Origin of the sequence: Ectothiorhodospira sp. PHS-1, from assembly GCF_000225005.1 — a bacterium.
Taxonomy (GTDB): Bacteria; Pseudomonadota; Gammaproteobacteria; order Ectothiorhodospirales; family Ectothiorhodospiraceae; genus Ectothiorhodospira.
The window spans coordinates 36,795-59,854 of record NZ_AGBG01000019.1; the positions used below are offsets into that span (position 1 = coordinate 36,795).

27 protein-coding genes and 3 tRNA genes are annotated in these 23,060 nt (G+C 64.2%); 19 read left to right on the plus strand and 11 right to left on the minus strand.

Annotation, left to right across the window (positions count from 1 at the left end; genetic code table 11):
• Positions 1-17: 17 nt before the first annotated feature.
• The 4 genes from ECTPHS_RS09185 to ECTPHS_RS09200 all read left to right on the plus strand — a co-directional run bounded on the left by ECTPHS_RS09185 (position 18) and on the right by ECTPHS_RS09200 (position 3,294).
• On the plus strand, positions 18-236 hold the full coding sequence (locus ECTPHS_RS09185) for a DUF2835 domain-containing protein (protein WP_008932461.1): 219 nt from the start codon (positions 18-20) through the stop codon (positions 234-236).
• Between the two features lie 97 nt (positions 237-333).
• A complete protein-coding gene (locus tag ECTPHS_RS09190; protein ID WP_040405656.1) occupies positions 334-768 on the plus strand; it encodes an Hsp20/alpha crystallin family protein in 435 nt (144 codons plus the stop codon).
• Between the two features lie 86 nt (positions 769-854).
• The gene (locus ECTPHS_RS09195; protein ID WP_008932463.1) at positions 855-1,796 is read left to right on the plus strand and encodes a DnaJ C-terminal domain-containing protein; all 942 of its coding nucleotides are present in this window, start codon (positions 855-857) and stop codon (positions 1,794-1,796) included.
• A 106-nt stretch (positions 1,797-1,902) separates the two neighbouring features.
• Positions 1,903-3,294, plus strand: coding sequence for a DegQ family serine endoprotease (locus tag ECTPHS_RS09200; protein WP_040405658.1), 1,392 nt, complete (start codon positions 1,903-1,905; stop codon positions 3,292-3,294).
• A 15-nt stretch (positions 3,295-3,309) separates the two neighbouring features.
• Here the strand turns inward: ECTPHS_RS09200 and ECTPHS_RS09205 are convergent, their stop codons facing one another.
• Both ECTPHS_RS09205 and ECTPHS_RS09210 read right to left on the minus strand, forming a co-directional pair.
• Positions 3,310-3,747, minus strand: a complete 438-nt coding sequence (locus ECTPHS_RS09205) for a molybdenum cofactor biosynthesis protein MoaE (protein ID WP_008932465.1) — start codon at positions 3,745-3,747, stop codon at positions 3,310-3,312.
• Between the two features lie 4 nt (positions 3,748-3,751).
• Positions 3,752-3,985 carry a MoaD/ThiS family protein gene (locus ECTPHS_RS09210; RefSeq protein WP_008932466.1) on the minus strand — a complete coding sequence of 78 codons (234 nt, stop codon included), beginning with the start codon at positions 3,983-3,985 and terminating at the stop codon, positions 3,752-3,754.
• A gap of 96 nt (positions 3,986-4,081) precedes the next feature.
• On the opposite strand from ECTPHS_RS09210, the gene moaC reads away from it, so the two are divergent.
• Entirely contained in the window at positions 4,082-4,576 is a 495-nt protein-coding gene (gene moaC, locus ECTPHS_RS09215) for a cyclic pyranopterin monophosphate synthase MoaC (protein WP_008932467.1), read from the plus strand.
• A gap of 18 nt (positions 4,577-4,594) precedes the next feature.
• Here the strand turns inward: moaC and ECTPHS_RS09220 are convergent, their stop codons facing one another.
• Positions 4,595-5,044, minus strand: a complete 450-nt coding sequence (locus tag ECTPHS_RS09220) for a low molecular weight phosphatase family protein (RefSeq protein WP_008932468.1) — start codon at positions 5,042-5,044, stop codon at positions 4,595-4,597.
• Positions 5,045-5,253: 209 nt separating this feature from the next.
• On the opposite strand from ECTPHS_RS09220, the gene ECTPHS_RS09225 reads away from it, so the two are divergent.
• The 4 genes from ECTPHS_RS09225 (at position 5,254) to ECTPHS_RS09240 (ending at position 8,944) form a co-directional block, all read left to right on the plus strand.
• Positions 5,254-7,431: an AsmA family protein gene (locus tag ECTPHS_RS09225; protein WP_008932469.1), complete on the plus strand. Its 2,178-nt coding sequence runs from the start codon at positions 5,254-5,256 to the stop codon at positions 7,429-7,431.
• Positions 7,428-8,525, plus strand: coding sequence for an A/G-specific adenine glycosylase (mutY, locus tag ECTPHS_RS09230; RefSeq protein WP_008932470.1), 1,098 nt, complete (start codon positions 7,428-7,430; stop codon positions 8,523-8,525). Before ECTPHS_RS09225 ends, mutY begins: the two co-directional genes overlap by 4 nt.
• Positions 8,491-8,763: an oxidative damage protection protein gene (locus tag ECTPHS_RS09235; RefSeq protein WP_040405663.1), complete on the plus strand. Its 273-nt coding sequence runs from the start codon at positions 8,491-8,493 to the stop codon at positions 8,761-8,763. The genes mutY and ECTPHS_RS09235 overlap by 35 nt, the downstream gene beginning before the upstream one ends.
• Positions 8,764-8,868: 105 nt before the next feature.
• Positions 8,869-8,944, plus strand: a tRNA-Phe gene (locus ECTPHS_RS09240).
• Between the two features lie 643 nt (positions 8,945-9,587).
• On the opposite strand, the gene ECTPHS_RS09245 is transcribed toward ECTPHS_RS09240, so the two are convergent.
• The 7 genes from ECTPHS_RS09245 to ECTPHS_RS09275 all read right to left on the minus strand — a co-directional run bounded on the left by ECTPHS_RS09245 (position 9,588) and on the right by ECTPHS_RS09275 (position 13,763).
• Positions 9,588-10,091 carry a hypothetical protein gene (locus tag ECTPHS_RS09245; protein WP_008932472.1) on the minus strand — a complete coding sequence of 168 codons (504 nt, stop codon included), beginning with the start codon at positions 10,089-10,091 and terminating at the stop codon, positions 9,588-9,590.
• The gene (locus ECTPHS_RS09250) at positions 10,088-10,567 is read right to left on the minus strand and encodes a hypothetical protein (RefSeq protein ID WP_008932473.1); all 480 of its coding nucleotides are present in this window, start codon (positions 10,565-10,567) and stop codon (positions 10,088-10,090) included. The genes ECTPHS_RS09245 and ECTPHS_RS09250 overlap by 4 nt, the downstream gene beginning before the upstream one ends.
• 348 nt (positions 10,568-10,915) lie before the next feature.
• Entirely contained in the window at positions 10,916-11,323 is a 408-nt protein-coding gene (locus ECTPHS_RS09255) for a hypothetical protein (RefSeq protein ID WP_008932474.1), read from the minus strand.
• Complete coding sequence (locus ECTPHS_RS14955) at positions 11,301-11,738, minus strand: hypothetical protein (RefSeq protein ID WP_008932475.1); 438 nt, start codon at positions 11,736-11,738, stop codon at positions 11,301-11,303. Before ECTPHS_RS14955 ends, ECTPHS_RS09255 begins: the two co-directional genes overlap by 23 nt.
• Before the next feature lies 1 nt (position 11,739).
• Positions 11,740-11,958, minus strand: a complete 219-nt coding sequence (locus tag ECTPHS_RS09265) for a hypothetical protein (RefSeq protein ID WP_008932476.1) — start codon at positions 11,956-11,958, stop codon at positions 11,740-11,742.
• A 78-nt stretch (positions 11,959-12,036) separates the two neighbouring features.
• Positions 12,037-12,453 (minus strand): hypothetical protein, encoded by a 417-nt coding sequence (locus ECTPHS_RS09270; protein ID WP_008932477.1) that lies wholly within the window; start codon positions 12,451-12,453, stop codon positions 12,037-12,039.
• Positions 12,453-13,763, minus strand: coding sequence for an integrase family protein (locus ECTPHS_RS09275; RefSeq protein WP_008932478.1), 1,311 nt, complete (start codon positions 13,761-13,763; stop codon positions 12,453-12,455). The genes ECTPHS_RS09270 and ECTPHS_RS09275 overlap by 1 nt, the downstream gene beginning before the upstream one ends.
• A 199-nt stretch (positions 13,764-13,962) precedes the next feature.
• On the opposite strand from ECTPHS_RS09275, the gene ECTPHS_RS14800 reads away from it, so the two are divergent.
• From ECTPHS_RS14800 to pgeF, 3 genes are all read left to right on the plus strand, one after another.
• Positions 13,963-14,042 (plus strand) — tRNA-Phe (locus tag ECTPHS_RS14800).
• Positions 14,043-14,192: 150 nt separating this feature from the next.
• Positions 14,193-15,470, plus strand: coding sequence for a diguanylate cyclase (locus ECTPHS_RS09280; RefSeq protein ID WP_256364686.1), 1,278 nt, complete (start codon positions 14,193-14,195; stop codon positions 15,468-15,470).
• A gap of 63 nt (positions 15,471-15,533) precedes the next feature.
• Positions 15,534-16,280, plus strand: a complete 747-nt coding sequence (pgeF, locus tag ECTPHS_RS09285; protein ID WP_040405690.1) for a peptidoglycan editing factor PgeF — start codon at positions 15,534-15,536, stop codon at positions 16,278-16,280.
• Here pgeF and ECTPHS_RS09290 read toward each other — a convergent pair.
• Positions 16,261-16,866 (minus strand): lytic transglycosylase domain-containing protein, encoded by a 606-nt coding sequence (locus ECTPHS_RS09290; protein ID WP_008932481.1) that lies wholly within the window; start codon positions 16,864-16,866, stop codon positions 16,261-16,263. The two genes, pgeF and ECTPHS_RS09290, sit on opposite strands and share 20 nt — an antisense overlap.
• A 108-nt stretch (positions 16,867-16,974) precedes the next feature.
• On the opposite strand from ECTPHS_RS09290, the gene ECTPHS_RS09295 reads away from it, so the two are divergent.
• The 7 genes from ECTPHS_RS09295 to prsK all read left to right on the plus strand — a co-directional run.
• Positions 16,975-17,964: a biotin--[acetyl-CoA-carboxylase] ligase gene (locus tag ECTPHS_RS09295; protein ID WP_008932482.1), complete on the plus strand. Its 990-nt coding sequence runs from the start codon at positions 16,975-16,977 to the stop codon at positions 17,962-17,964.
• Positions 17,961-18,716, plus strand: a complete 756-nt coding sequence (locus ECTPHS_RS09300; RefSeq protein ID WP_008932483.1) for a type III pantothenate kinase — start codon at positions 17,961-17,963, stop codon at positions 18,714-18,716. Before ECTPHS_RS09295 ends, ECTPHS_RS09300 begins: the two co-directional genes overlap by 4 nt.
• Positions 18,716-19,351, plus strand: a complete 636-nt coding sequence (locus ECTPHS_RS09305; RefSeq protein ID WP_008932484.1) for an SPOR domain-containing protein — start codon at positions 18,716-18,718, stop codon at positions 19,349-19,351. Before ECTPHS_RS09300 ends, ECTPHS_RS09305 begins: the two co-directional genes overlap by 1 nt.
• Before the next feature lie 97 nt (positions 19,352-19,448).
• A tRNA-Thr gene (locus ECTPHS_RS09310) sits at positions 19,449-19,524 on the plus strand.
• 457 nt (positions 19,525-19,981) lie between these two features.
• Positions 19,982-20,632, plus strand: coding sequence for a nucleoside-diphosphate sugar epimerase/dehydratase (locus ECTPHS_RS15190; RefSeq protein ID WP_050814242.1), 651 nt, complete (start codon positions 19,982-19,984; stop codon positions 20,630-20,632).
• A gap of 19 nt (positions 20,633-20,651) precedes the next feature.
• A complete protein-coding gene (locus tag ECTPHS_RS15195; RefSeq protein WP_246828347.1) occupies positions 20,652-21,470 on the plus strand; it encodes a TIGR03013 family XrtA/PEP-CTERM system glycosyltransferase in 819 nt (272 codons plus the stop codon).
• A 92-nt stretch (positions 21,471-21,562) separates the two neighbouring features.
• On the plus strand, positions 21,563-23,060 hold a 1,498-nt coding region (gene prsK / locus ECTPHS_RS09320; RefSeq protein ID WP_008932485.1), incomplete at its 3' end, for an XrtA/PEP-CTERM system histidine kinase PrsK.

The window sequence follows — 23,060 nt, forward strand, 5'->3', positions numbered from 1 at the left end:
GCCGAGCCTTCATCCCCGTGCCGCATTTTCACTTCAACCTCAGCATCTCCCGCGACGACTACCTGCGCTACTACAGCGGCGCGGCCTCGGCGGTGGTGGCCATGTCCCGGGAGGGGCGGACGGTGCGTTTTCCGGCCTCCGCGCTGCGCCCGTTCGTGCTGCACGACGGGGTCCATGGGCACTTTCGGCTCACTGTTGACGACCAGTTCAAACTTCTATCACTGGAGCGCCTCTGACGCGCCTCGTCCCCTTGAAATCCTCCCGGACGGACCTATATCTGCTCACGACAGGGGCTAGCAGCCCAACCCGACGAGCAGTGAACAGGAGGACGTTATCATGTTGACCCGTTATGAACCCTGGAGTCTTCTGAATCAGTTGTCCCGTGAACTCGATCGCCTGCACGGCAGCGGTTACGGCAACGAGGAAACCGCCGCCGCCGCCGACTGGGTGCCGGCCGTGGATATCCGGGAAGAGAAGGACGCCTATGTCCTGCATGCGGATGTCCCCGGCGTGGACCCCAAGGACATTGAAGTGCACATGGAAAACGGTGTGCTCACCATCAGCGGCGAGCGCAAGGCCGAGACCAAGGAAGAGCGGGAGAACTACAAGCGGGTGGAGCGCATCCGCGGTAGCTTCTTCCGTCGCTTCAGCCTGCCGGACACCGCGGATGCCGAGCGTATCTCCGCCCGCAGCGTGAACGGTGTACTGGAAGTCCGCATTCCCAAGCAGGAGAAGGTTCAGCTCCGGCGCATCTCCGTGGAGGGCTGATATCCGGCGACGGTCTTTTCCCGTGACACCCACCTTGCGCCGCGTTCCCACGCGGCGCACTTGCTTTCGGAGTATCCTGACGGGCCATGGAATACAAAGATTACTACAAGGTACTCGGGGTGGAGCGCACCGCCACCCAGGATGAACTCAAGAAGGTCTATCGCCGTCTTGCCCGCAAGTATCATCCGGACGTCAGCAAGGAACCCGATGCCGAGGAGCGGTTCAAGGCGGTGAACGAGGCCTACGAGGTCCTGGGTGACCCGGAAAAGCGCAAGACCTACGATCAACTGGGCAGCCACTGGCGCCCGGGACAGGATTTTCGTCCGCCGCCGGACTTTGACGCCTGGTTCGGAGGGGCGCCCGGCGGACGCGCCGGGGGTTTTTCCGGTGGTTTCCAGGACGATTTCACCCAGAGCGATTTTTCCGAATTCTTCGAGGCCCTGTTCGGTCGGCAGGGTGCCCAGCGCACCCGCGGCCACCGTACCCAGCGGGGCTTCGCCGGCCAGGGCGAGGACAGGACTGCCCGCATCCGCCTGGACCTGGAGCGCGCGGTAAAGGGTGGCTCCGTCTCCGTCCGCGTCGGCGACCGGACCCTGCAGGTGAAGGTTCCTCCCGGTGTGACCGAGGGGCAGCGCATTCGTCTGGCGGGGCAGGGCGCCCCGGGCATCGGCGGCGGTTCGTCAGGGGACCTGTATCTGGAGGTCCATATCAAGCCTCATCCCTATTTCCGCCTGGAAGGTCGGGATGTCCATCTGGACCTGCCGATCACGCCCTGGGAGGCGGCTCTGGGGGCGACGGTGAACGTGCCCACCCTGGACGGGCGGGTGGACATGAAGATCCCCGCCGGTTCCCAGTCCGGCCGCCGTTTACGGCTCAAGGGGCGTGGTCTGCCGGGAACCCCGCCGGGGGACCAGTACCTGGTGCTGCAGATTCACACCCCGCCCGCGGACGAGAAATCCGCCCGCTCCCTCTACGAGCGCATGAGCAAGGAGATGCCTTTCGATCCCAGGGCGCATCTGCAGTCCTGACGGCCCCGTGGCCGAAACTGCCGCGGAGGGCAGTGGGGTGGCGATGGCCGGTATTGAACCCGAAGGCTTCCCGGTAGTCTCAAGGGGAAGCCTTGACGAATTCGCCATGAGAACGAAACACCTTCATCCGTTGTGCAAGCCTCTCCTGTGGCCCCTCCTGCTGGTACTCCTGCTGGGCCTGAGTCTTCCGGCGACCGCCCGTCTGCCGGTGAAAGTGGACGGCGAACCCCTGCCGTCCCTGGCCCCCATGCTGGAGCAGACCATCCCCGGCGTGGTGAACCTGGCCACCCGGGGACGGGTGCAGGAACGGGGTAGCCCGTTGTTTGATGACCCCTTCTTCCGCCGCTTTTTCGACCTGCCCCAAACCCCCCGGGAACGTCAGACCCAGGGCCTGGGTTCCGGCGTGATCCTGGACGCGGAGAAAGGCTTAATCCTCACCAATGACCACGTGATCCGGAACGCCGATGAAATCGTGGTCACCCTCTACGACGGCCGGCGCCTGGACGCCAAGGTGATCGGTACCGATCAGGCCACCGACCTGGCGGTGCTGAAAGTGGCGGCCGAGGGTCTTCAGGCGCTCCCGGTTGCCGATTCCGATGCTCTCAAGGTAGGGGACTTCGTGGTGGCCATCGGCAACCCCTTCGGCCTGGGACAGACCGTGACCTCGGGCATCGTCAGCGCCCTGGGGCGGACCGGGTTGAGCGTGGAGGCCTACGAGGACTTCATCCAGACCGATGCCTCCATCAATCCCGGCAATTCCGGCGGCGCGCTGGTGAATCTGCGGGGTGAACTGGTGGGCATCAACTCCGCCATCCTCACCCGTGGCGGCGGCAACATCGGCATCGGCTTTGCCATCCCGGTGAACATGGCCCTGCAAGTGATGGATCATCTGGTGGAATACGGCGAGGTACGGCGCGGACGCCTGGGGGTGTCGGTCCAGGACCTGACCCCGGACCTGGCCCGGGCCTTCGGCATCGAGCAGACCCGAGGGGCGGTCATCGCCCGGGTGGAACGGGGATCGCCTGGGGCACGGGCGGGACTCAGGGAAGGCGATGTGGTGACCCGGGTGAACGGGCGGGTCATTCGCAATGCCGCCGAACTGCGCAACGCCATCGGGTTGCTGCGGGTGGGTTCCACCGTGGAGCTGGAAATCCTGCGGGACAAGCGGATCCGGGTGATCCGGACCCAGGTGGGCGAGATCCAGGTCTCCACGCTGGAGGGCGGGCGTATCAGTCCCCGCCTGGAAGGTGCGGCCCTGGGCGAGATTCAGGAAGACTCCCCCCTTCACGGCGAGGTGGAAGGGGTGGTGGTGGTCCGGGTGGCACCGGGTTCGCCGGCCGCCCGGGCCGGTCTCCGGCCCGGCGATCTGATCCTGTCGGTGAACCGTCGTCCGGTTACCAGCCTGGAGGACGTCAGGCAGGCCGCCGGCGCCGGCGGGCAACGGCTGCTGCTGAATCTGCGCCGTGACAACAGCGCCTTCTTCCTGCTGTTGCAGTAGGTTCCCGGGCCTTTTCTACATGCCGGGCGTGTTGCCGCTCACCCAGCGTTGCTGTCCGCTTTGCAGCCTTTCCTGTTTCCAGAAGGGCGCCCTGGACTTGAGGGCTTCCATGATGAACCGGCAGGCCTCGAAGGCCGCCTGACGATGGGCTGACCAGGCGGCAACGAGGACGATGGGGTCGCCGGGATGTATCCGTCCCACCCGATGGGCAATCAGCACGTCTTCCAGCGGCCACTGCCGGCGGGCCTCCTGCCCGATGGTCTCCAGCTGACGTTCGGTCATGCCGGGGTAGTGCTCCAGGGTCATGGCCTGAATGTCGTCGCCTTCGTTGAAGTCCCGCATGGTCCCGACGAAGACGGCGGTGGCGCCGAAGCAGCCGGCAGCCAGGCTTTGCTGATGGCGGATCAGCGTCTCCCAGGGTTCCAGGGCCTCGGCAAGGAGATGGACGGCCACGGCGTCAGCCCCCCGTCACCGGCGGGAAGAAGGCCACCTCGTCACCTTCCCGCACCGGGTGATCGGCGGCGGCATATTCCTGGTTCACGGCGATCAGCGTCCCGGGGGGCAGGGGGCGCCCCTCCTGGGCGCGGCGCCAGACATCCAGGGCACAGCGGATGCCTTCGGCGTCCATATCCTCCCGGGGGCGTCCCGCAAACTCCCGCAGGGAGGCAAAGTAAAGCACGGTGATGGTCACGGGGTCGTAGGCTCCGGTTTGCGACACGTCGGATATTGTCCTGTGGGGATGGGCCTGAGACCATGGGTGTCATTCCCGCCATAAGGATAGTCCATCATGTCCAGATTGACCCATTTCAACCCGGCCGGCCATGCCCACATGGTGGACGTGGGCGGCAAGGACAGCACCCACCGCGTGGCCGTAGCCGAGGGGCGCATCGTCATGGCCCCCGACACCCTGGCGCTGGTGCGCACCGGCGGTCATCGCAAGGGGGATGTCCTGGGCATTGCCCGGGTGGCGGGGATCATGGCGGGTAAGAAGACCGCCGAACTGATCCCTCTGTGTCATCCCCTGGCCCTGACCCGGCTGGAAGTGGAACTGGATACCACGGATCAGCCGCCCGCGGTGTATTGCCGGGTGACGGCGGAAACTCAAGGACCCACCGGGGTGGAAATGGAGGCCCTGACGGCGGTTCAGATGACCCTGCTGACGGTGTACGACATGTGCAAGGCGGTGGATCGGGGCATGGTGATGGAAGGGATCCGTCTGTTGCACAAGTCCGGCGGCCGATCCGGGGACTGGCATCACGCCCCCGCCCGGCCGGTGGGGTAATGCATCGGAGCCTTCGGGTCAGCGCTGCATCAGCCGGATGGAATTGGCCAGCTGGCGCACCCGCCGCTTGATCTCCTCCCGGCATTGCCGGTATGACTCCAGGGTTCGGGCCTCGTCAGCCGAGGTCTCCGGGGCATCCAGAGGCCAGTTCTTGCTGATGAAGCTGTCCCCCCGGGGCGAGGGCAGGCGGGCCGGATCCGGGGTGAGGGTGACGATGAGGTCGGCCCACTCCAGCACCGCCGCATCCAGGTCCCTGGGTGCCAGCGCCGAGGTATCCGTGCCATCCTCCTGAAGTACCGTCAGGGTTCTATGGTCCGGATCACCGGCGCGCATGCCCACGGAGCGGATCTCGGCCAGATCGGCGAGAAATGCCCGGGCGTAGGCCTCCGCCATCAGGGTCCGGGCGGTGTTGGTCGGACCCAGGAACAGGATATGAGGCTTGCGTCGCAGATTCGGGGTGTTGGTCATGGGCTGGCTCTTTGGTAAGGCACGTCAACGGCATCCCACTGATTCTAGACGTTGCCGTCGCGGCGAACCGGGCCGCAACGCCGGCACGCAAGACGCGGATCGGCGGCAGCGAGGGCAGCGGGAGATCCTGCGTCTCCTGGCTCACCACGTTACACTGCAACCATGGCAAGACCCAACACGTATTCCGACTCAAGCGAGGTAAGCGCCCGATGAAATGGATCAAACGTGCCCTGATGGCCGTGGCGGTCGTGCTGGTGCTGTTCGTGGCCCTGCTGATCTTCCTGCTGGCCACCTTTGACCCCAATGCCTACAAGGACCGCATCAGCGCCGCCGTCCAGGAGCAGACCGGCCGGGAACTCACCATCAGCGGCGACATCGGCCTGTCCGTCTTCCCCCGTCTGGCCCTGACCCTGGGGGAAACCACCCTGGCCAACGGGGAAGGCTTCCCTGATGCGCATTTCGCCCGCATCCGTGAGGTGGACGTGGCCGTGGCCATGTTGCCGCTGCTGCGTCGTGAACTCCAGGTGGAGCGGGTGCGTCTGGAGGGGCTGGACCTGAATCTGGCACGGGATGCCCAGGGGCGCGGCAACTGGGATGACCTGTTGGGAGACGGGGATGCCCGGGATCTGCCCGCGGAGGCACCGACGGAGGATCCCGCCGCCGGGCCCGCGATGCTGCGTGATCTGGATATTGCCGGCGTCGAAATCCGCGATGCCCGGATACGCTGGCGCGACGCCCAGGCCGGAACCGACCTGGTGGTGGATCCCTTCAATCTGACCCTGGGGCGTCTGCGTCCGGGTCATGAGACCCCGCTGGAACTGGCCTTCCAGACCCGGCTGGGAGAGCCGGCCCTGACGGCGGCCACCGACCTGTCGGCCCTGCTGTATCTGGACATGGCCGATCAGCGCTACGGCCTGAGGCGGTTGACGGCGGTGCTGGATGCCCGGGGCGAGACCCTGCCGGCCCCCATTCGGGCGCGTCTGGAAGGGGATCTGTGGGCGGACCTGCGCAACGACATGGCCAAGCTGGAGCGATTGACCCTGACCGCCTTCGATACCCAGCTCACCGGGTTGATGGAGGTGGAGTCGTTGACCGGGGAACCCCGTGTGCATGGCGAGCTGCGCAGCGGACGCATCCATCCCCGCAATCTGATGCAGGCCCTGGGCATGGAGGTCCCCGAGACCGCCAATCCCGATGTGTTCAAGAACGCCGCCCTGGATCTGGCCTTTGCGATGCAGGGGGATCGTCTGGATCTGAGCCGGCTCGTGGTCACCCTGGATGAGAGTAGCCTGATGGGGAACGTCGCCGTGCGCGACTTGGCCGCCCCGGCCATCACCCTGTCCCTGCAGGTGGATCGCATCAATCTGGACCATTACCTGCCCCCCGCCGGGGACGGGCCCGCGCCCGGTGCCGGTCAGGCTCCGGCTCCCCGGGACGGCTGGCCGGAGGAGACCATCGAACTTCCGCTGGAACTGTTGCGGTCACTGAACCTCAGCGGTGATCTGAATATCGGTCGGCTGGTGGTCGCCAACCTGGATCTGTCCGACGTGGTGCTGGAACTGCGCGCCCGGGACGGTCAGGTGGATCTGCGTCCCTTCCGCGCCGCACTGTACGGCGGCCGGGTGGAAGGCGCACTGGGGTTGGACGCCCGGCGGGATACCCCCCGTTTCCAGGCCCGCAGCGACCTGCAGGGCGTCCGCATGGGGAACCTGCTTGAGGACCTCACCGGCGAGGCGCCCATGGTCACCGGTACCGCCAACCTGCGCCTTGACCTGAACAGCCGCGGCGAATCGGTCAAGGCCCTGATCGCCGGGCTCAACGGCAACGGGGACCTGCGCTTCGCCGACGGCGCGGTGAAGGGGATCAACGTGGCCCAGATCATCCGCGACGCGGAGGCACGGCTGCGGGGGCGTACCGTCGAGCCATCCGACGCACCGGTGCAGACCGATTTCACCGAGCTGACCGGCAGCTTCCGGATCAACAACGGCGTGGTGGACAACCAGGACCTGCAGGCGGCCTCGCCGCTGTTGCGGGTCCGGGGACGGGGCACCGTGGACCTGAACCGGGAGCGTCTGGACTACCGCCTGGATACCGGTCTGGTGGCCACCCTGGAAGGGCAGGGGGGGCGTCCGCTGGATGACCTGCGCAACGTGAATCTGCCCATCACCATCCGCGGCACCTTCAGCGAGCCACGCTTCGGCCTGGACCTGGCCTCCGTGCTCAGTGGGCGTCTGGATCAGGAACGGGAGCGCCTGGAGCGGCAGGTGCAGGAGCGGGTGGAGGAAAAGGTGCAGCCACTCATCGATCAACAGCGTGACCGGGTGCAGCAGGAAGCGGACCGTATCCGCGACCAGCTGGGCGACCGTCTGCTGGATCGACTCCGTTGAGCGCCGCGGGGGACTTCGGCGCCCGGTTGCTGGACTGGTTTGACCGGCACGGGCGCCATGACCTGCCCTGGCAGCAGGAGATCAGCGTCTATCGGGTCTGGGTCTCGGAGATCATGCTGCAGCAGACCCAGGTGGTGACGGTGATTCCCTACTACCAGCGTTTCATGGCCCGGTTCCCGGACGTGACCTCGCTGGCACGGGCACCCATCGACGAGGTCCTGCACCACTGGTCCGGTCTGGGCTATTACGCCCGTGCCCGTCATCTGCATCGGGCGGCCCGGCAGGTGGTGGAGCAGCACCAGGGCCGCTTTCCCGAGACCCTTGAGGACCTGGAGGCCCTGCCCGGTATCGGCCGTTCAACGGCGGCGGCCATCCTCTCCATTGCCTGCGGTCAGCGCCATGCCATTCTCGACGGCAACGTCAAGCGGGTACTGGCCCGTCATCGCGGCGTGGAGGGGTGGCCCGGCACGACGGCGGTCTCCCGCCGGCTCTGGGCCTTGGCGGAGGCCATGACACCGACAGCGCGGGTGGCGGACTATACCCAGGCCATCATGGATCTGGGGGCCACCGTCTGCACCCGCGGCCGCCCCACCTGCGGGGTCTGCCCCGTCGCGTCGGACTGTGTGGCCCATGCCACTGATCGTCAGTCTCTCCTGCCCACGCCCCGCCCCCGTCGGGAGCAACCCCTGCGCAGCACGGTGATGCTCATCATCCGCAGCCCCGACGGTGTGTTGCTGGAACGGCGTCCACCGACGGGTCTGTGGGGCGGTCTGTGGGGCTTTCCCGAGGTGCCGTCCACCGGGGAGGCGGAGCCGTGGTGTCGGCGTCATCTGGGCATGGAAGCCCATGAAGTGCACGCGCTGGCGCCTTTCGTACACGTCTTCACCCATTTTCGGCTGCACATCACCCCGGTGCGGTTGTGGGTGAAAGACCCCGCGGCCTTCGTGATGGAAGCCCCCGGTCGGGTCTGGTATAAACCTGAAGCTCGTTCGGAGCTGGGGCTTGCCGCGCCGGTGGCCCGGCTTCTGGATCATATTGTGCACGAGGACGGAGAGATCAATGGCTCGCATGGTGAATTGCGTCTACCTGGGTAACGAGGCCGAAGGGCTGGATTTTGCGCCCTATCCCGGCGACCTGGGCAAGAGAATCTACGACAACGTCTCCAAGGAGGCGTGGCAGAAGTGGGTCCGGCATCAGACCATGCTCATCAACGAGTACCGGCTGACCCCGATCGATCCCAAGGCCCGCAAGTTCCTGGAAGAGGAAATGGAAAAATTCTTCTTCGGTGGCGGCGCCAGCATGCCGGAAGGCTATGTGGACCCCACCAAGTAGGAAAAAATCACGCTGAATGGTGCCCGGGGGCTTGACGAAAGCTCCCGTTACCGATTTAATACGTAACTTCGCTGCAACGCGGTTTACGGCAGCAAAAAACAGCAAGGCCAGGTAGCTCAGTTGGTAGAGCAGGGGATTGAAAATCCCCGTGTCGGCGGTTCGATTCCGTCCCTGGCCACCATATAATCAACAACTTAGCCCGGCATCGTCCGGGCTTTGTTGTGCCTGGGCACCACTGGGGCACCTAAGCGGAACAATCCGGGCAGTGGCTACCCTCAATAGTGCTGAGGGTGCCCACTACTACCGGCGCTGTCGAGGGTGTCCACATTATGGACACGTTCCTAGATGGAACAACCTATAAAAAACAGTCGCTTATAAATTAACCCGGGCTGTATCAGGCTATCTTTGGCAGCACACTGCCTGATCCGCATCCCGGTGAGGCCCTGGGCAGGGTATCCACTGATCCCTGACCCCGGTCCCGGTGTCGCTCCCCATGCAATCGGCGGACCATGCCGAAATCGAACCCTTGAGAATCAGCGACTTGTGATTTCCTGGCCTGGGGATTGCTTGATGGAATGAGTTTTGCAGACATGCAAAAGGCGTTCCACCATGCAAGGTATGCCAACCTTCCGGCGGACGAAAAAAAAGCCCGGCGGTGAAGCCGGGCCTTTAGGGGGCCAAACCCTTGACTGAGCCTTGACACTCCCGGCCCGCTGGACCCTCGGGTAAACCCTGGGTATGTCCGGCCTTTTGGCGTCAGAAAAACCTCCCCCAAACCTTGCCTGAACCTTACTGACGCCCGCCTTTAGGGACTCAAAAAATCATCACTGGATGCGGGACACGCTCCCCGCTGGCGTCCCATCAATCCCGGCATCATCGGCCATGCGCTGAAGCTCCTCGGTGCTGGTGCCGATGGCGGTGGCCACGTCCTCGATGCGGTAGCAGGGCCTCCCGGCGGCATCCATCCCGGTGGGCTTCATGCCCGGCATGAACCGGCGCAGACCCTCGGCCAGCTTCCGCCGTAACTCCAGGCGCAGATAGCCGGGCACCAGCGGATCATCAGCCAGCAGGCAGCAGGCCAGCACACTGTCCCCGGTCTGCCGCTCCAGAACGTCAAGACGGTCGCTCATGATCTGCCGGGCCGCCTGATCGAACGTGTCCAGGGCTGGCTGCCAGCCGGGATTGCCATGATCCGCCATCATGGACCGGGCAAGGGCTGGCTGATCCTCACCCACTGCCAAGGCGATGAACGCGGTCATCACGGGCGTCATATCGCCGTAGCCCACGCCTTCATTGGCGGCCTGCCTGATCTCCTTGAACTCGGTCATGCGGCGCTCCTCATGGTCAGACCGTACCGGGCCAGCAGCAGGGCGTCCGCCATGTTGTGGTCCCGCTTACGGCTCAGGTTCAGATCGGGGTGGAACCGGGCGGCAATGGTCCGGCTCATGTCCTTGTCGCTGCCGGTAGGCACGTTCAGGGCCTTTTTCCACGCGGCGGGCGGCACCAGCACCAGCGGGATGCCCAGAGCAGCCAGAACCCCGCAGATTGCCCCGGCGGTGTGTCCCAGGCTGAACATACTGGCCACGCCTTGCCCGGGTCGGCTGGCCACTTGCTCAACGACAGCCAGTCGCACGTCCCCGGCAATCGGGCGCAGCAGGTGAGCCAGCCCGGCGGCATCAAGCTCCCGGCGTACCCGGCCACTGCCCCGGGCCACGGTGGGCAAGTCCTCCAGTAGTTCCACGCGGTGATCGGAGGCCAGGGCGGCCACGGCCCCGGTCAACCCCGGGTCGATACCAAGAATCATGCGGCCCTCCCGGCACCAGCCCGCAGACGGTTGAAGGTTTGGCGGGCATCCTGTCCCCTCAAGGTCTCGTCGCCGGTTTCAAGAGTCCAGCCGTCGCACCGTCCGCAGATCGGGCATCGCTGGTAGGACAGGCGGAATCGACCCGCCCGCTCGATTTGCCTGCCCATCTGGGCACCATCAGAACAGATCATCAGCAGTACCCCCTATGGTTAACTATCTGTGTGCTGGTCAGCGACACCGTGAATCCTGAGAATCGGCCCTCACGGTGCTGGTCAGCGACACCGTGGGGGTCATTTTGGGGGGTGTCGGAAGGGTCACGGTGCTGCTCACCGACACCGACGGTGCTGCTCACCGACACCGTGATTTTTTTTCGAGGCATGGGTCCGGTCTCCATCTCAGGAAGGTTTTTGGGGCGGTCGCTCCGTCGCAGTCGTGGATGGGTTCATTCTCCAAGGCAAAGACGGTGGCGGCCTTCGTTTTCCGGGCGAAGGTCCCCTTCTCAATCACCCGAATCCACCCCCGGTCCAGCAATTCGTCACGGGCTTTCACTGCCTTGAATCGACCGATGCCAAGCCGGTGCTGAATCTCGCGAATCGACATGTGGACCCGGTTTTCCCGACCGCTGAACAATGACCTCATCTCCACCAGCAGCACCCGGGCTTCCATGCTCAGGGTCTGCCATGCGGGTGAGTTCAGTTCGTGCCGGTAGAGTCGGACGTGGGCCTCGCCGCCATTACCGCGCTTCCGCTTCGCCATCACGGCGGCTCCATTTCTCGCGGAGACAGTCGTCCATCGCTTCCCGCCGGTACGGGCCGGACCGCACCCCCATGACCTGGAGGAGTTTCCGCGCTTTGGCACGGTTGCGGTCGTCCAGCCAGTAGGAACAGACCCGCGTCGGCTCGCCCATGTACCCGGGCACCTTCACGAACTCGCGGGCTACCTCGATCCCGTATCGACCCTGGATTTCAGCCACAGTCGAGTGCAAACAGTGGTCGTTCAAGGCGTGTTCGGCCTGGAAGCGGTGGTATTTGCCGCCAGCGGCCAAAGCCTTCAGCACCCGCAGCTTCTTGGAAGTAGGCCGGAGTTTTGGGGTAGGATTGGGGTTGGCCGGGTTGCCGCTTTCGACCCCTGCCCCGGTGGCTGCCGGGCGGGGGTTTTTCTTGGTGTCCATGTCACTCCCCTTCCTTGGTTTGAGCCAGCAGACGTTCCACGGAATCGGCGGGCCAGATCAACCGACCGTTGGGCAGCTTTCCGGGCTTCACCCCGTAAAAAGACCCAGTGCGGCACAACCTGACGCGGATGCTCTCGGCTTTCAGGCCGATGGCATCGGCAAACATGTTTGTTGAGAAGCCGGTAGCAGGTGGCTTGAGGGCGGGTTGGGTGGTGTTCATCGGTGTATGTACCTTCAGTTGATTGTCGGTACATACAAGTTATCGGGCGGGGCGGATAAGAAAACGGGGGCCGAATTTTTATCCTGACTTCACCTTCCTTTTCAGGTACTTAACCCAGCCCCGTATTTCCTCGGTCATAAGCCATTTCTTTCTCAGGGAGAGCGATCCGCTGTCTTTCCCGTTGAAGGCAATCCACTCGGCAACCCGCTTATCCTGAACTCGGTCCAGCGGGACTCCTTCCCGGTCGGCAATCTGCCGCCTGACCCCCTCGAAATGCTCCAGCATTTGCCGGGCAAACTCAGGCGTCAGCTTTTCCTTCCGCCCCCGCTTGGCTGGCTCTCGGGCCTTGGAAACGACCTCGGCAAGCACCCCTTCACTCAGAAACCCCACCTGCTCGCCGGTCTCGCGGCACCTCAACAGTTCCAGCACCTCGGCCCGAGTCCACTCAGACCTGGGCTTGCTCCTCAGTCTCCACACCAGATCGGACAAGGCCATCACTTCACCCTCCGCAACCGACCGGCCCCGGCCTGGGGCTGCGGGATGCCTGCCTCGGTGAGAATCCATGCCTCGATCTTGGTGTGCCACTGCCGCAACAGGTCCAAGGGTCGGCGGCGGTAATGCTTCTCCGCAATGGCCGATGGCTTGTGCCCCTGAATCTGGGCCACGACACCCACGGGACACTCCAGCCACTCGGCCAGGGTGGCGAATGAGCGGCGCAGCCCGTGGAGGGTGATATGGGGCAGTCCGGCGGCCTGGACAGCCAGCCCGTGAACCCGGGTACATGGCGACATGCGGCCTGATTTGCTGGTGGTGCTGGAGAATACCCACTCGTTCCGGCGCGGCAGGGCATCCAGCAGGCTGGCAACGTAGGGGGTTAAGGGGATGACCCGCTCCCCCTCCACCTTGTCCCGAATGGTCAGGGCCTGCCATTGAAAGTCCACGTCCTCCCATCGCAGGCTCATCAACTCTTGCCTTCTGGCCCCGGTGAGTAGCAGGCACTGAAGGTACGCACAGTGGGATGGGTTGCCGATCTTCCGAACGGCGTCAAACCAGGGGCGCAACTGTTCACGCTGGAGGCAATCACCCTTCGTCTTGGGCTTGGGCACGGATCGGCGCACGGCCTTGGTCAGCAGGTGGGCAGGGTCCACCAGGCCCCGGTACTCCGGGTGTTCGGCGGCCCAGTGAAGAAAGGCACGTAAAAGCCGGAAGCCCCGGGCGGTCACGGTGGGGCGGGTAGCCTTCTCCCGCTCCAGCCATGATTCCAGGCGTTCGGGGGTCAGGTCCGCCAGGCGTTCGGCCCGCAGGGGATGCAGGGCACCAGCCTTGGTTTTCTCTGGGGACCGCTTGCGGGCCTGCCCTGGGGCGGTCATGGCGCGGTCGTGGTCATGCCTTGTGGATTCGCTCCAGTCGGCTTGACGGGCTTCCACGTAGGCGTCCCAGGCGTCCCCCAGGGTGACAACGGCCCGGGCCTGCTCCTGCCGGGCCTGTTCGGCTTCTGCCTTGCGCTGGGCCTTCTCCTGCCGGGGGTCTCTGCCTTGATCCACCAGGGCGGAAAGGCGCTTGGCCTCGGTGCGGGCTTCCGCCAGGGTCCAGGTTTCCCGGTCCCCGATGCTCAGGCGGATGGTCTGGCCTCCCAGCTTGCGCTGAAACACGTAGGACACGGCCCCGGTGCCTCGGGCACGTAGCCCAAGCCCTGGCTGGTGCGAGTCCCACAGGTAGGCGCTCCGCTTGCCCTGGGGGCAGGTGAAGGCGCTCACGCGGGCATGGGTGAAGTTCAGGCGGGTGGTAGAATCGCGGGTAGCCATTGGCGGCACCTCCCTACAGGTCTGCCGGTGGTCAGGGCCTCGGGGTGATGGCGTCACCTCGGGGCCTGTTTCGTTGGGTGCCCTGGGCACCCTGGGGCACCACTGGGGCACCCAACAACGACAGAATAGGCTAATTATTCCGCATTATCAATGTAGGATATTTTTTGTCATGCCGTTGAATCAGAAGGGATTTTGTAACGTGGCATAATGCCTGCTAATGCCGTTTTCGCGGAATTGAAAATCCCCGTGTCGGCGGTTCGATTCCGTCCCTGGCCACCATACAAAAACCCCGGCTGCAAGGCAGTCGGGGTTTTTTTTCGCCTGCACAGTAACGAAAAGACGCTATGCTAAGTCACTCCGAGAAAATTCCCAGGGGTCCGACGGGAGAATGCTGTGGATTGGCCGCTCGTGGAAAAAGCCGCAACCGGGGTGAAAGCCGTTTTCCGGAACATGCCCTTGCCATTGCTCAGTGTGGATATCGACGGGACCATCCTTGAGGCAAACCCACTGGCCCGTGATCGTCTGGCCCTGCCGGAAGACCGCGGTCAATGGCCTGATCTGAGCCATTTCCTGCTTTCCCTGGATGCCGCCGAGCTGGCGGACATGATGGAGCGTTGCTGCAGCCGATCCCGCCCTCAGCAATTGCGTGCGCAATGCCGTGATATTCATGGCGGCAAGTTCGAGGTCATGGTGCACCTGAGCCTTCTGGATGCGGATTCGGAGCGCTGCTTCCTGTGCGTGCTGACCGATGTCAACGGCACGGGAGACGAAGAGACCCTCGCTCCACCCACTCCCTGGGCGGATGGCCTGACGGAGAGTTCACTGCGCTGGCGCTTTGCCCTGTTCGGTGCCGGTGACGGGGTCTGGGACTGGGACCTGGAATCCAATGATGTGGTCTACTGTGCCCGTTTTCGCCAGATCATCGGGTTTTCGGAAGCGGAGTTGGACAATAGCTTCGAGCAGTGGGTGAGCCTGGTGCACCCGGACGATCTGAGAGGGTTTACCGGTGGCATGCAGGAACACCTGCGTGGACATTCCCCTCACTACACTTGCGAGTTTCGCATGCGTTGCAAGGCGGGTGACTGGATATGGGTTTTGGCGCGGGGGCGTGTTGCTCGCCGTGACGGGAGCGGCCAGCCTCTGCGTGTGGTGGGCACCTTGTCGGACATCGGAGCCCGCAAGAAGCTGGAATACGAACTGCGGCGCATGGCGACCACGGATTTTCTCACCGGACTTTACAATCGCCGCCATTTCATTTCTCGCATGGCCGATGAACTGGCCCGTATCCGGCGCCGTGCGAACCAGCCCTCAAGCCTGCTGATGGTGGATCTGGATTACTTCAAGAATATCAACGACACCTACGGACACTCCGCCGGTGATCTGGTGTTGCAGCACTTTGCCGATACCCTGCGAAGCTGCCTGCGCAGGATGGATCTGCCCGCCCGCACCGGCGGTGAAGAGTTTGCGGTCCTGCTGCCGGGAACCTCGGAGCAGGAGGCCCTGATTCTGGCGGAACGCCTTCGTCGCAAGGTGAAGTCCACGCCGGCCGTGACACCGGAAGCCATCATCGCCGTGACCGTCAGCATCGGCATCACGTTGCTGCGTGCTGAAGACAGCGGTCCCGATGCCACCCTGGGCCGGGCGGACGAGGCGCTCTACAGGGCCAAGAACAGCGGCCGTAACCAGGTGGTGCTTGCGCCCCTCTGATGCCCGTCAACAACGCAATCCCGATGCCTGGATGCGACAGACCCTTGCCGGGGAGTGGAAACCATGCGTGATGAAAACACCCGGTGGCTCGTGCCCGTCTGGCCGGCGCCGCGCGCCGTGCGTTCGGTGGCGACGACCCGCCTCGGGGGTGTCAGTCGGCCTCCCTTTGACAGCTTCAATCTGGGGTTGCATAACGGGGACGATCCCGAGGCCGCGCTGCACAACCGTCGTCTGCTCAGGCGGCATTTGTCCCTGCCCCGGGAACCCTGCTGGCTTCAACAAGTGCATGGTGCACGCGTGGTGGACGCCGGTCGCTGCGGCGACCGACCGGAGGCGGATGCGGTGGTGGCCTTTGCGCCGGGATTGCCCTGCGTGGTGATGACGGCGGATTGTCTGCCGGTATTGTTTTGTGATCGCGCCGGCACCCGGGTGGGAGCGGCCCATGCCGGATGGCGCGGACTGATCGCCGGTGTGCTGGAAGCCACGGTCGAGGCCCTGGACTGCCCGCCCGGGGAACTGATGGCCTGGCTGGGACCCTGCATCGGTCCCGACGCCTTCGAGGTGGGAGACGAAGTGCGGGCCGCCTTTCTGCGGCATGACCCGGGGCACCGGGAGGCCTTCGTGCCGTCCCCGGCCGGGCGCTGGCTGGCGGATCTGCGGGCGCTGGCGCGGCGACGACTGTCGGCCCGCGGCGTGCGCGACATGACGGCGGAATCCGCGTGTACCTTCAGTGATGCCCGCCGTTTCTATTCCTATCGCCGAGATGGTGACACCGGGCGCATGGCCTCCCTCATCTGGCTGGCGGACTGAGGGACATGCCGGTCTCCGGTCGCAGGTAGCGGTACTGTTCCATGACGCGGGTGATGTACTGGCGGGTTTCGGCAAACGGCGGGACCCCGCCGTGGCGTTCCACTGCCCCCGGGCCGGCATTGTAGGCAGCCAGGGCCAGGGTCACGTCATGGTCGAACCGTTCCAGCATCCTGGCGAAATAGGTGACGCCGCCGCGTATGTTTTCGGTGGGGTCGAAGGCGTTGCTCACCCCCAGTTCCCGGGCGGTGCCCGGCATCAGCTGCATCAGGCCCTGAGCCCCCACCCGTGACACGGCATGGCGGTCGAAGCAGGACTCCACCATGATGATGGCCCGAATCATTTCCTCATCGACGCCATGATGGCGTGCGTAGTGGCGGATGGTGAGTAAATGATCCAGGGCGCGCCGATCCATGGCGGCGCGAGTCACACCCCGGCAGGCATGGGAGGCGGTGGGGCGGCCATAACGCCCCACAAAGGTATAGTCCGGACCCATGTCCCGTCGGTCGGTGAACATGGGGGTACCGTCCCGATCCCTGTAGATGTAGATCTCCGCGCTCAGGCCCAGGGGCAGGCAGAGGATCAGCACGGACAGTGTCCGTGCGGCCGGCCTGCCCCTTCGTTTGAGGAAGCGATGCATTGTGTTTGAACCTCTCTGCGCGGATCATAATGAATAACCCAAAAATCGGCCTCATGCATGTCTGGTCATTCATTCACCGATAATCACCCGGGTTTTCCGGATGGTCTGCTCAGGGCCCTGGCCCGACGATCCAGCTGGTCCCGGGCGGAACTGGCCCGGCACCTGATGGTTGCGGAGGCCGAAGTGGAATCCGGTCTGGAGGTGCTGGGCTCCCTGGGCCTTGCCCTGCTCAGGCCGGATGACCGGGTGGGGCTGGAAGATCCGTTGGAATTACTGGACGAAGCCCGCATCAGGGCGGCCTTCGGCGGCAACACCGACCTGACGCTGCAGGTCCTGGAGCAGGTGGACTCCACCAATACCCGACTGGAGCAGATGCGCCGTCAGGGCATGGCGCCGCCGATGGCTTGCGTGGCCGATATCCAGTGGGCAGGGCGAGGGCGTCGGGGACGACAGTGGCTGATGCCACCGGGCGCCGGATTGCCCCTGTCCATCCTCTGGAGCATCCGTCACTGGCCGGCACCGGACCCCACCATCACCCTGGCGGCAGGGGTGGCGGTCATCCGGGTGCTGGAAGCGCTGGGTGCCCGGGGGCTGAGTCTGAAATGGCCCAATGACATCCTGGTCCATGGCCGCAAGTTGGGCGGCATCCTGGTGGAAGGTCATGCCCAGGCAGGAACGGGGGTCGACCTGATCCTGGGGTTGGGGCTGAATCTGCGCCTGCCCCGGGATCTTCCTATCGACCAGCCCTATGGTGACCTGCGGGACGCCGGCCTGGACCCGGACGTGTCCCGCAATGTCCTGGCCGCCAGGCTGCTGGAGGCCCTCACCGACATGCTGGCCACCTATCCGGAACCCGGTTTTGCCGCCTACCGGACACCATGGCAGGCCCACGATGCCTGTGCCGGGCGCCCGGTGTTGATCCGGGGCGCCCGAACCCTGGCGGGGACGGGGTGCGGCGTGGATGCGTGCGGTCGCCTGCAGGTACTGACGGCGGAGGGCATGGTGTCGGTGGAGGCGGGTGAGGTCAGCCTGCGTTTTGCCCCATGAAACTGCTGCTGGATGGAGGCAACACCCGGATCAAGTGGCTTTGCTGGGAGCATGGCCGGCCGGGGGAGGGGGGTGTCCTGGTCCATGGGGGCGAGGCCCGGCCGGATCTTTCCGGTCGCCTTGGCGCCTGCCTGGAGCCCCTGTCACCGGAGGCGATCTGGGTGGTGGAGGTGCTCGGCCCCGACTTTCGTCGGGTCTGCCGGGACATGTGCGAGGCACGTGGCTGGCCGGCGCCGCAATTCTTTGTGCCGGACTCCTGGCTGCACGGCATTTGCAGCGATTACCTGGAACCCGGCCGACTGGGGGTGGATCGCTATGCGGCCATGGCCGGCGCCCGGGCATTGGGGCATGAAACCGCCATCATCGTGGATTGCGGGACGGCAGTGACCCTGGATTTGCTGGTGCCGGAAGGCCGTCATCGGGGGGGATTGATCCTGCCGGGGTTGGGGCTGATGCGACGCAGCCTGGGGCTGGCACCAGGTGTGGCCGGCATGACCGAGGGCAGGGATGACTGCATCGTGGCCGTGCGCACGGCGGATGCCGTCGCTTCCGGTACGTTGCAGGGGCTGGCGGCGGCCATCGCGCATCTGAGTCATCGATTGTTCGAAATCGCCGGTACCGATGGAGGCGCGCCGGCGCGGTTGCTCACCGGTGGAGACGCCTTGCATCTTCACCCGTTGCTGGGTGATGACTGGTGCGTGGAGCCGCACCTGGTATTTCGCGGCCTGGCCCATGTGGCGGATCGGAATTGATGCGGTTGTTGTTTTTTCTGTTGCTGCTGCTGAATCTGGCCTATCTGCTGTATGGGCTGGCCCGGCATGCCCCGGAAACCCCACCGGACCCGACTGTATGGCAGCAGCCCGAGGGCATTCCCATGCTACGGTTGCTGCGGGAAGGTGGGGTGGCGGCGGAGGACGTCATCCCGGATGTCGGGCAGGCTGCATGTGTCAGCCTTGGACCTTTTGGTACCCCGCAGGCAGCGGCGCCCTTGCAGGCACGTTTACTTGGCGAGGGGCTGGCGCCGCATGTGCGGCCGATGACCGAATCCAGGCCTCTATCCTATTGGGTGGTGCTTGAGCCCGTTGACGGGCGCGCCGGGGCGCGGGCAGCCATCACGCTGCTGACGGCCCGGGGCATGAATGATCATTACATCATCACTGAAGGCCCCCATCGGGACGGCCTGTCACTGGGGCTCTTTTCGGAACATGCAAGGGCCCTCAGACGCCTGGAGCAGGTGCGTGGGATCGGGTTGGAGCCCATCATCGAGACACGCTATCGAGAAGTGAGTTTCTATTGGGTTGATGTGAATGCCTCCTTGCCCATGATCGGAGCGCTCTCCTTGGAACTCCCCGAGGGTGTTTTCCCGGTGGAACGGGATTGCCCATGACGTCGGCGGCCTCGATCCCTGCCGAAAGGCAGACCGGGGATACCCAAGTCACCATATGTAATGGTAGAGTTGGCCCGTTGCCTGGATGTGGGGCATGGCCGGTATAGCTCAGTTGGTAGAGCAACTGATTTGTAATCAGTAGGTCCCGGGTTCGAATCCTGGTGCCGGCACCATTTTTCCCTCCACCTCTGATTCCGCCTTTGCGCGGATGCCGCATGAAGCAAAACATGCTTGGCGGCCTTATGCCCCCTTGTCAGGTGCTCAGGTGCTCAGGTGCTCGGGTCATTCTGTCCGTCACCCCACTTTTTTCGACCCTGTCAAAAAAAACGACTACACTCAGCAGCGAAGACTTGAAAAGTGTGAGCTGCGTCACATAGTATGTGTGATACGAGTCATATAAGTCCGTGACATGGTGTAAAGAATGTCGGACGGTAGTCCGGCTGTCCTTGAATCATGGATCAGGTTGATCACCACGTGTCACCCAAGCATTAGAGAGGTTTGGGTATGGGCAATCCGGCGGAAGACAGGGTATTGGCGTCTGTTGTTGACAGTAACCAATATGGTGAAGTTCGATCTCACGCGAGAAGTCGCGGCTCCGCCGCCAGTGGGGCCGGTGATGCGGTTTCCGCGGTGAAGCGGCCGGTCAGGGTCAGGCACGGCCACATCAACATCCTTGGACGGGATATTTCCACCCCCATCATCATTCTGGCCTCCGCCGAGGCCCTGGTCTTTGGCTTGGCACTGCTGGCTGCCTGTTTCATCCAGCTTCCAATGGCACCCACCCTGGCGTCCGTGGTGGATGTCATCTGGTCACTGCAGATGCTGGCCTTTGTTTCCCTGGGCATGGTGGGCATGCTGAGCATGGGTCTTTACCGGCGAGGATTCCGCGGCGGTGCCAACGCAGTGGTGTTGCGCATCCTGGGGGCCGCCCTGCTGTCGGTCACCATGATGTCCATGCTGTTTTATGTGTTCCCGGATCTGCACTTCGGCCGCGGCATCATGGCCATCGCCATCGGCCTGGCCATTCCCGGCATATTGTTCACCCGATTCGGGATCTTCCGACTGCTGGCCCATGATGCCTTCAAGCGTCGGGTACTGGTACTGGGGGCCGGCGATTCCGCGCAGCTGTTCAACCGTCTGCGCCGTAAGTCCGATCAGGTCGGTTTTGTCCTGGTGGGGTTCGTCCCCAGGCCTGGAGAACGCACGCGCCCGGGCGATGGATACCCGCTGCTGCTGACGGTTCGTCCCCAGGCCTGGAGAACGCACCCGGGTATCCGATGACTCCACCCTGAGACTGGACGTGCCGCTACCTGAGTTCGTGCGCCGTCATCACGTGGATGATCTTGTCATTGCCTATGATGATCCCCGCGGCGGCTTTCCCGCCGAGGAACTGATGCATTGCAAGATGCAGGGCCTCCACATACTGGATATCGCCGATTTCTTCGAGCGGGAGGCCGGTCTGCTCAAGCTGGACATCCTGCGTCCCTCCAGCATGATCTTCGGCCGAGGCTTTCGCCAGAGCCTCTATCAGCAATATGCCAAGCGTGCCCTGGACGTGATCACCAGCCTGGCCATGCTGGCCTGTGTCTGGCCCTTCATGCTGATCTGCGCCCTGGCCATCATGATCAAGAGCAAGGGGCGGGGCTCGGTCATATTTTGTCAGGTACGCACCGGGCAGCATGGCAAGCCCTTCACGCTGTTCAAGTTCCGCAGCATGATCATGGATGCCGAGAAGGACGGCGTGGCCCGCTGGGCCCAGAAATCCGATCCCCGGGTCACCCGCTTTGGGGCCTTCATGCGCAAGACCCGGCTTGATGAGCTTCCCCAACTCATCAACGTGTTGCGTGGCGACATGAGCTTCGTCGGCCCACGGCCCGAGCGCCCCCAGTTTGTGGAACAACTCGGCGGCAAGTTGCCCTATTATCATCACCGGCACTGGGTCAAGCCGGGCCTCACCGGCTGGGCACAGATCCATTATCCCTACGGGGCCTCCGAAAAGGATGCCTTCGAGAAGCTCAAGTATGATCTTTACTATGTGAAGAACCAGAGCATGTCCCTGGATCTTCTGACCATCGTCCAGACCGTGGAAGTCGTTCTCTGGGGCCGAGGCTCCCGCTGAGAACGGCGGATATCAACGCTTTACCCCCAGGTATCATTCCCCGCCCCGACCCTCTCCCCATCCGGGAGAGGGAATGACCATGGAGGTTGCTCGTGTCCCTGGGCGTGACCGGATACGCCATCGCCGCCATCGGCTTTGCCGCTCTGCTGATCGTGCTCCTGATCGGCTGGCAACGCCGCCTGCAGGGGGCACTGCTGATCCTGGCCGCCGCTGCCGGCATCCTCTGGGCCTTGACCCTGGCCGCCCAGGCCATCTGGCCCGAACGCATTCCCCTGTCACTTGTTTTTCCCGCGGAACTGCTTCGGGATGCCGCCTGGATCGGTTTTCTCTGGGGGCTGATCTGGCAGGCACGCAGTCACCGGCGGCTACCGGTTTCCCGTGCCCCGACCCGGCCTGGTCCACCATTACCCCCGACAGAAAACCGGTTCAGCACATTGCCGGCAGCCGCCGGCAATACCGATCCCGGGCGTCCTCTGGCCCTGTTGGGCGTGGCGGCGGGGGCACTGATCCTGGGGCTGACCACCTACTTGCTGTTCCAGCCCAGGTTGCCGGAGGCCTGGATACGCGTGGATGTGTTGCTCGGCGGCAAGCTCCTGCTCACCCTCATCGCCCTTTTGCTGGTGGAACAGATCTATCGCAACACTTCCCGGGAAGGGCGCTGGGCCATCAAGTACCTGTGCCTGGGTGTGGGCGGTGTCTATCTGTTTGATTTCTACATGTATGCCGAGTCCCTGCTGTTTCGCAACGTGGATGCGGGCCTGTGGGAGGCGAGGGGATTCATCAATGCCCTGGTGGTGCCCCTGATTGCCGTGTCTGCGGCCCGTAACCCCCAGTGGTCGCTGGATGTCTATGTCTCCCGGGGCATGGTCTTCCACACCGCCACCTTGCTGGGCGCCGGGGTCTACCTGCTACTGATGGCGGCGGCAGGTTATTACCTGCGGGTCTTCGGCGGTGAATGGGGCACGGTCTTCCAGGCCGTGTTCCTGTTTGCCGCCCTGCTGAGCCTGCTGGCGCTGGCGGCCTCCGGGCGTCTGCGGGCGCAGTTCAAGGTTTTTGTCAGCAAGCACTTTTTCAACTACAAGTATGATTATCGGGAAGAGTGGCTGCGCTTCATCGCCACCCTGGCCGACGAGACCCGGCATGAGGCCTTGCCCACCCGAGTGATTCGCGCCCTGGCGGACATCGTCGACAGTCCCGGCGGGCAGCTTTGGATGCGCGACGGTGGTCGGCATTTCACTCAGGCGGCCCAGATCAACATGGCCGAGGCCGGTGATCACGCCGAGCCGGTGGACGGCAGCCTGGCCCGCTACCTGCTGGATACCGGCTGGGTGCTGGATGTGGCGGAATGCCTGTCCGAACCCGAGCGACATGCCGGCCTGCAATTGCCGGACTGGATGCGGGACAGTGAACGGATCTGGTTGTTGATCCCCTTGAAACAGGGGGTGGAACTGCTGGGCTTCGTGGTATTGCTGGCCCCCAGGGCCCATCGCAACATCAACTGGGAAGACAGGGATCTGCTCAAGACCGCCGGACTTCAGGCCGCCAGCCATCTGGCCCAGATGGAGGCCCTGCAGGCGCTGTCCGAGGCCT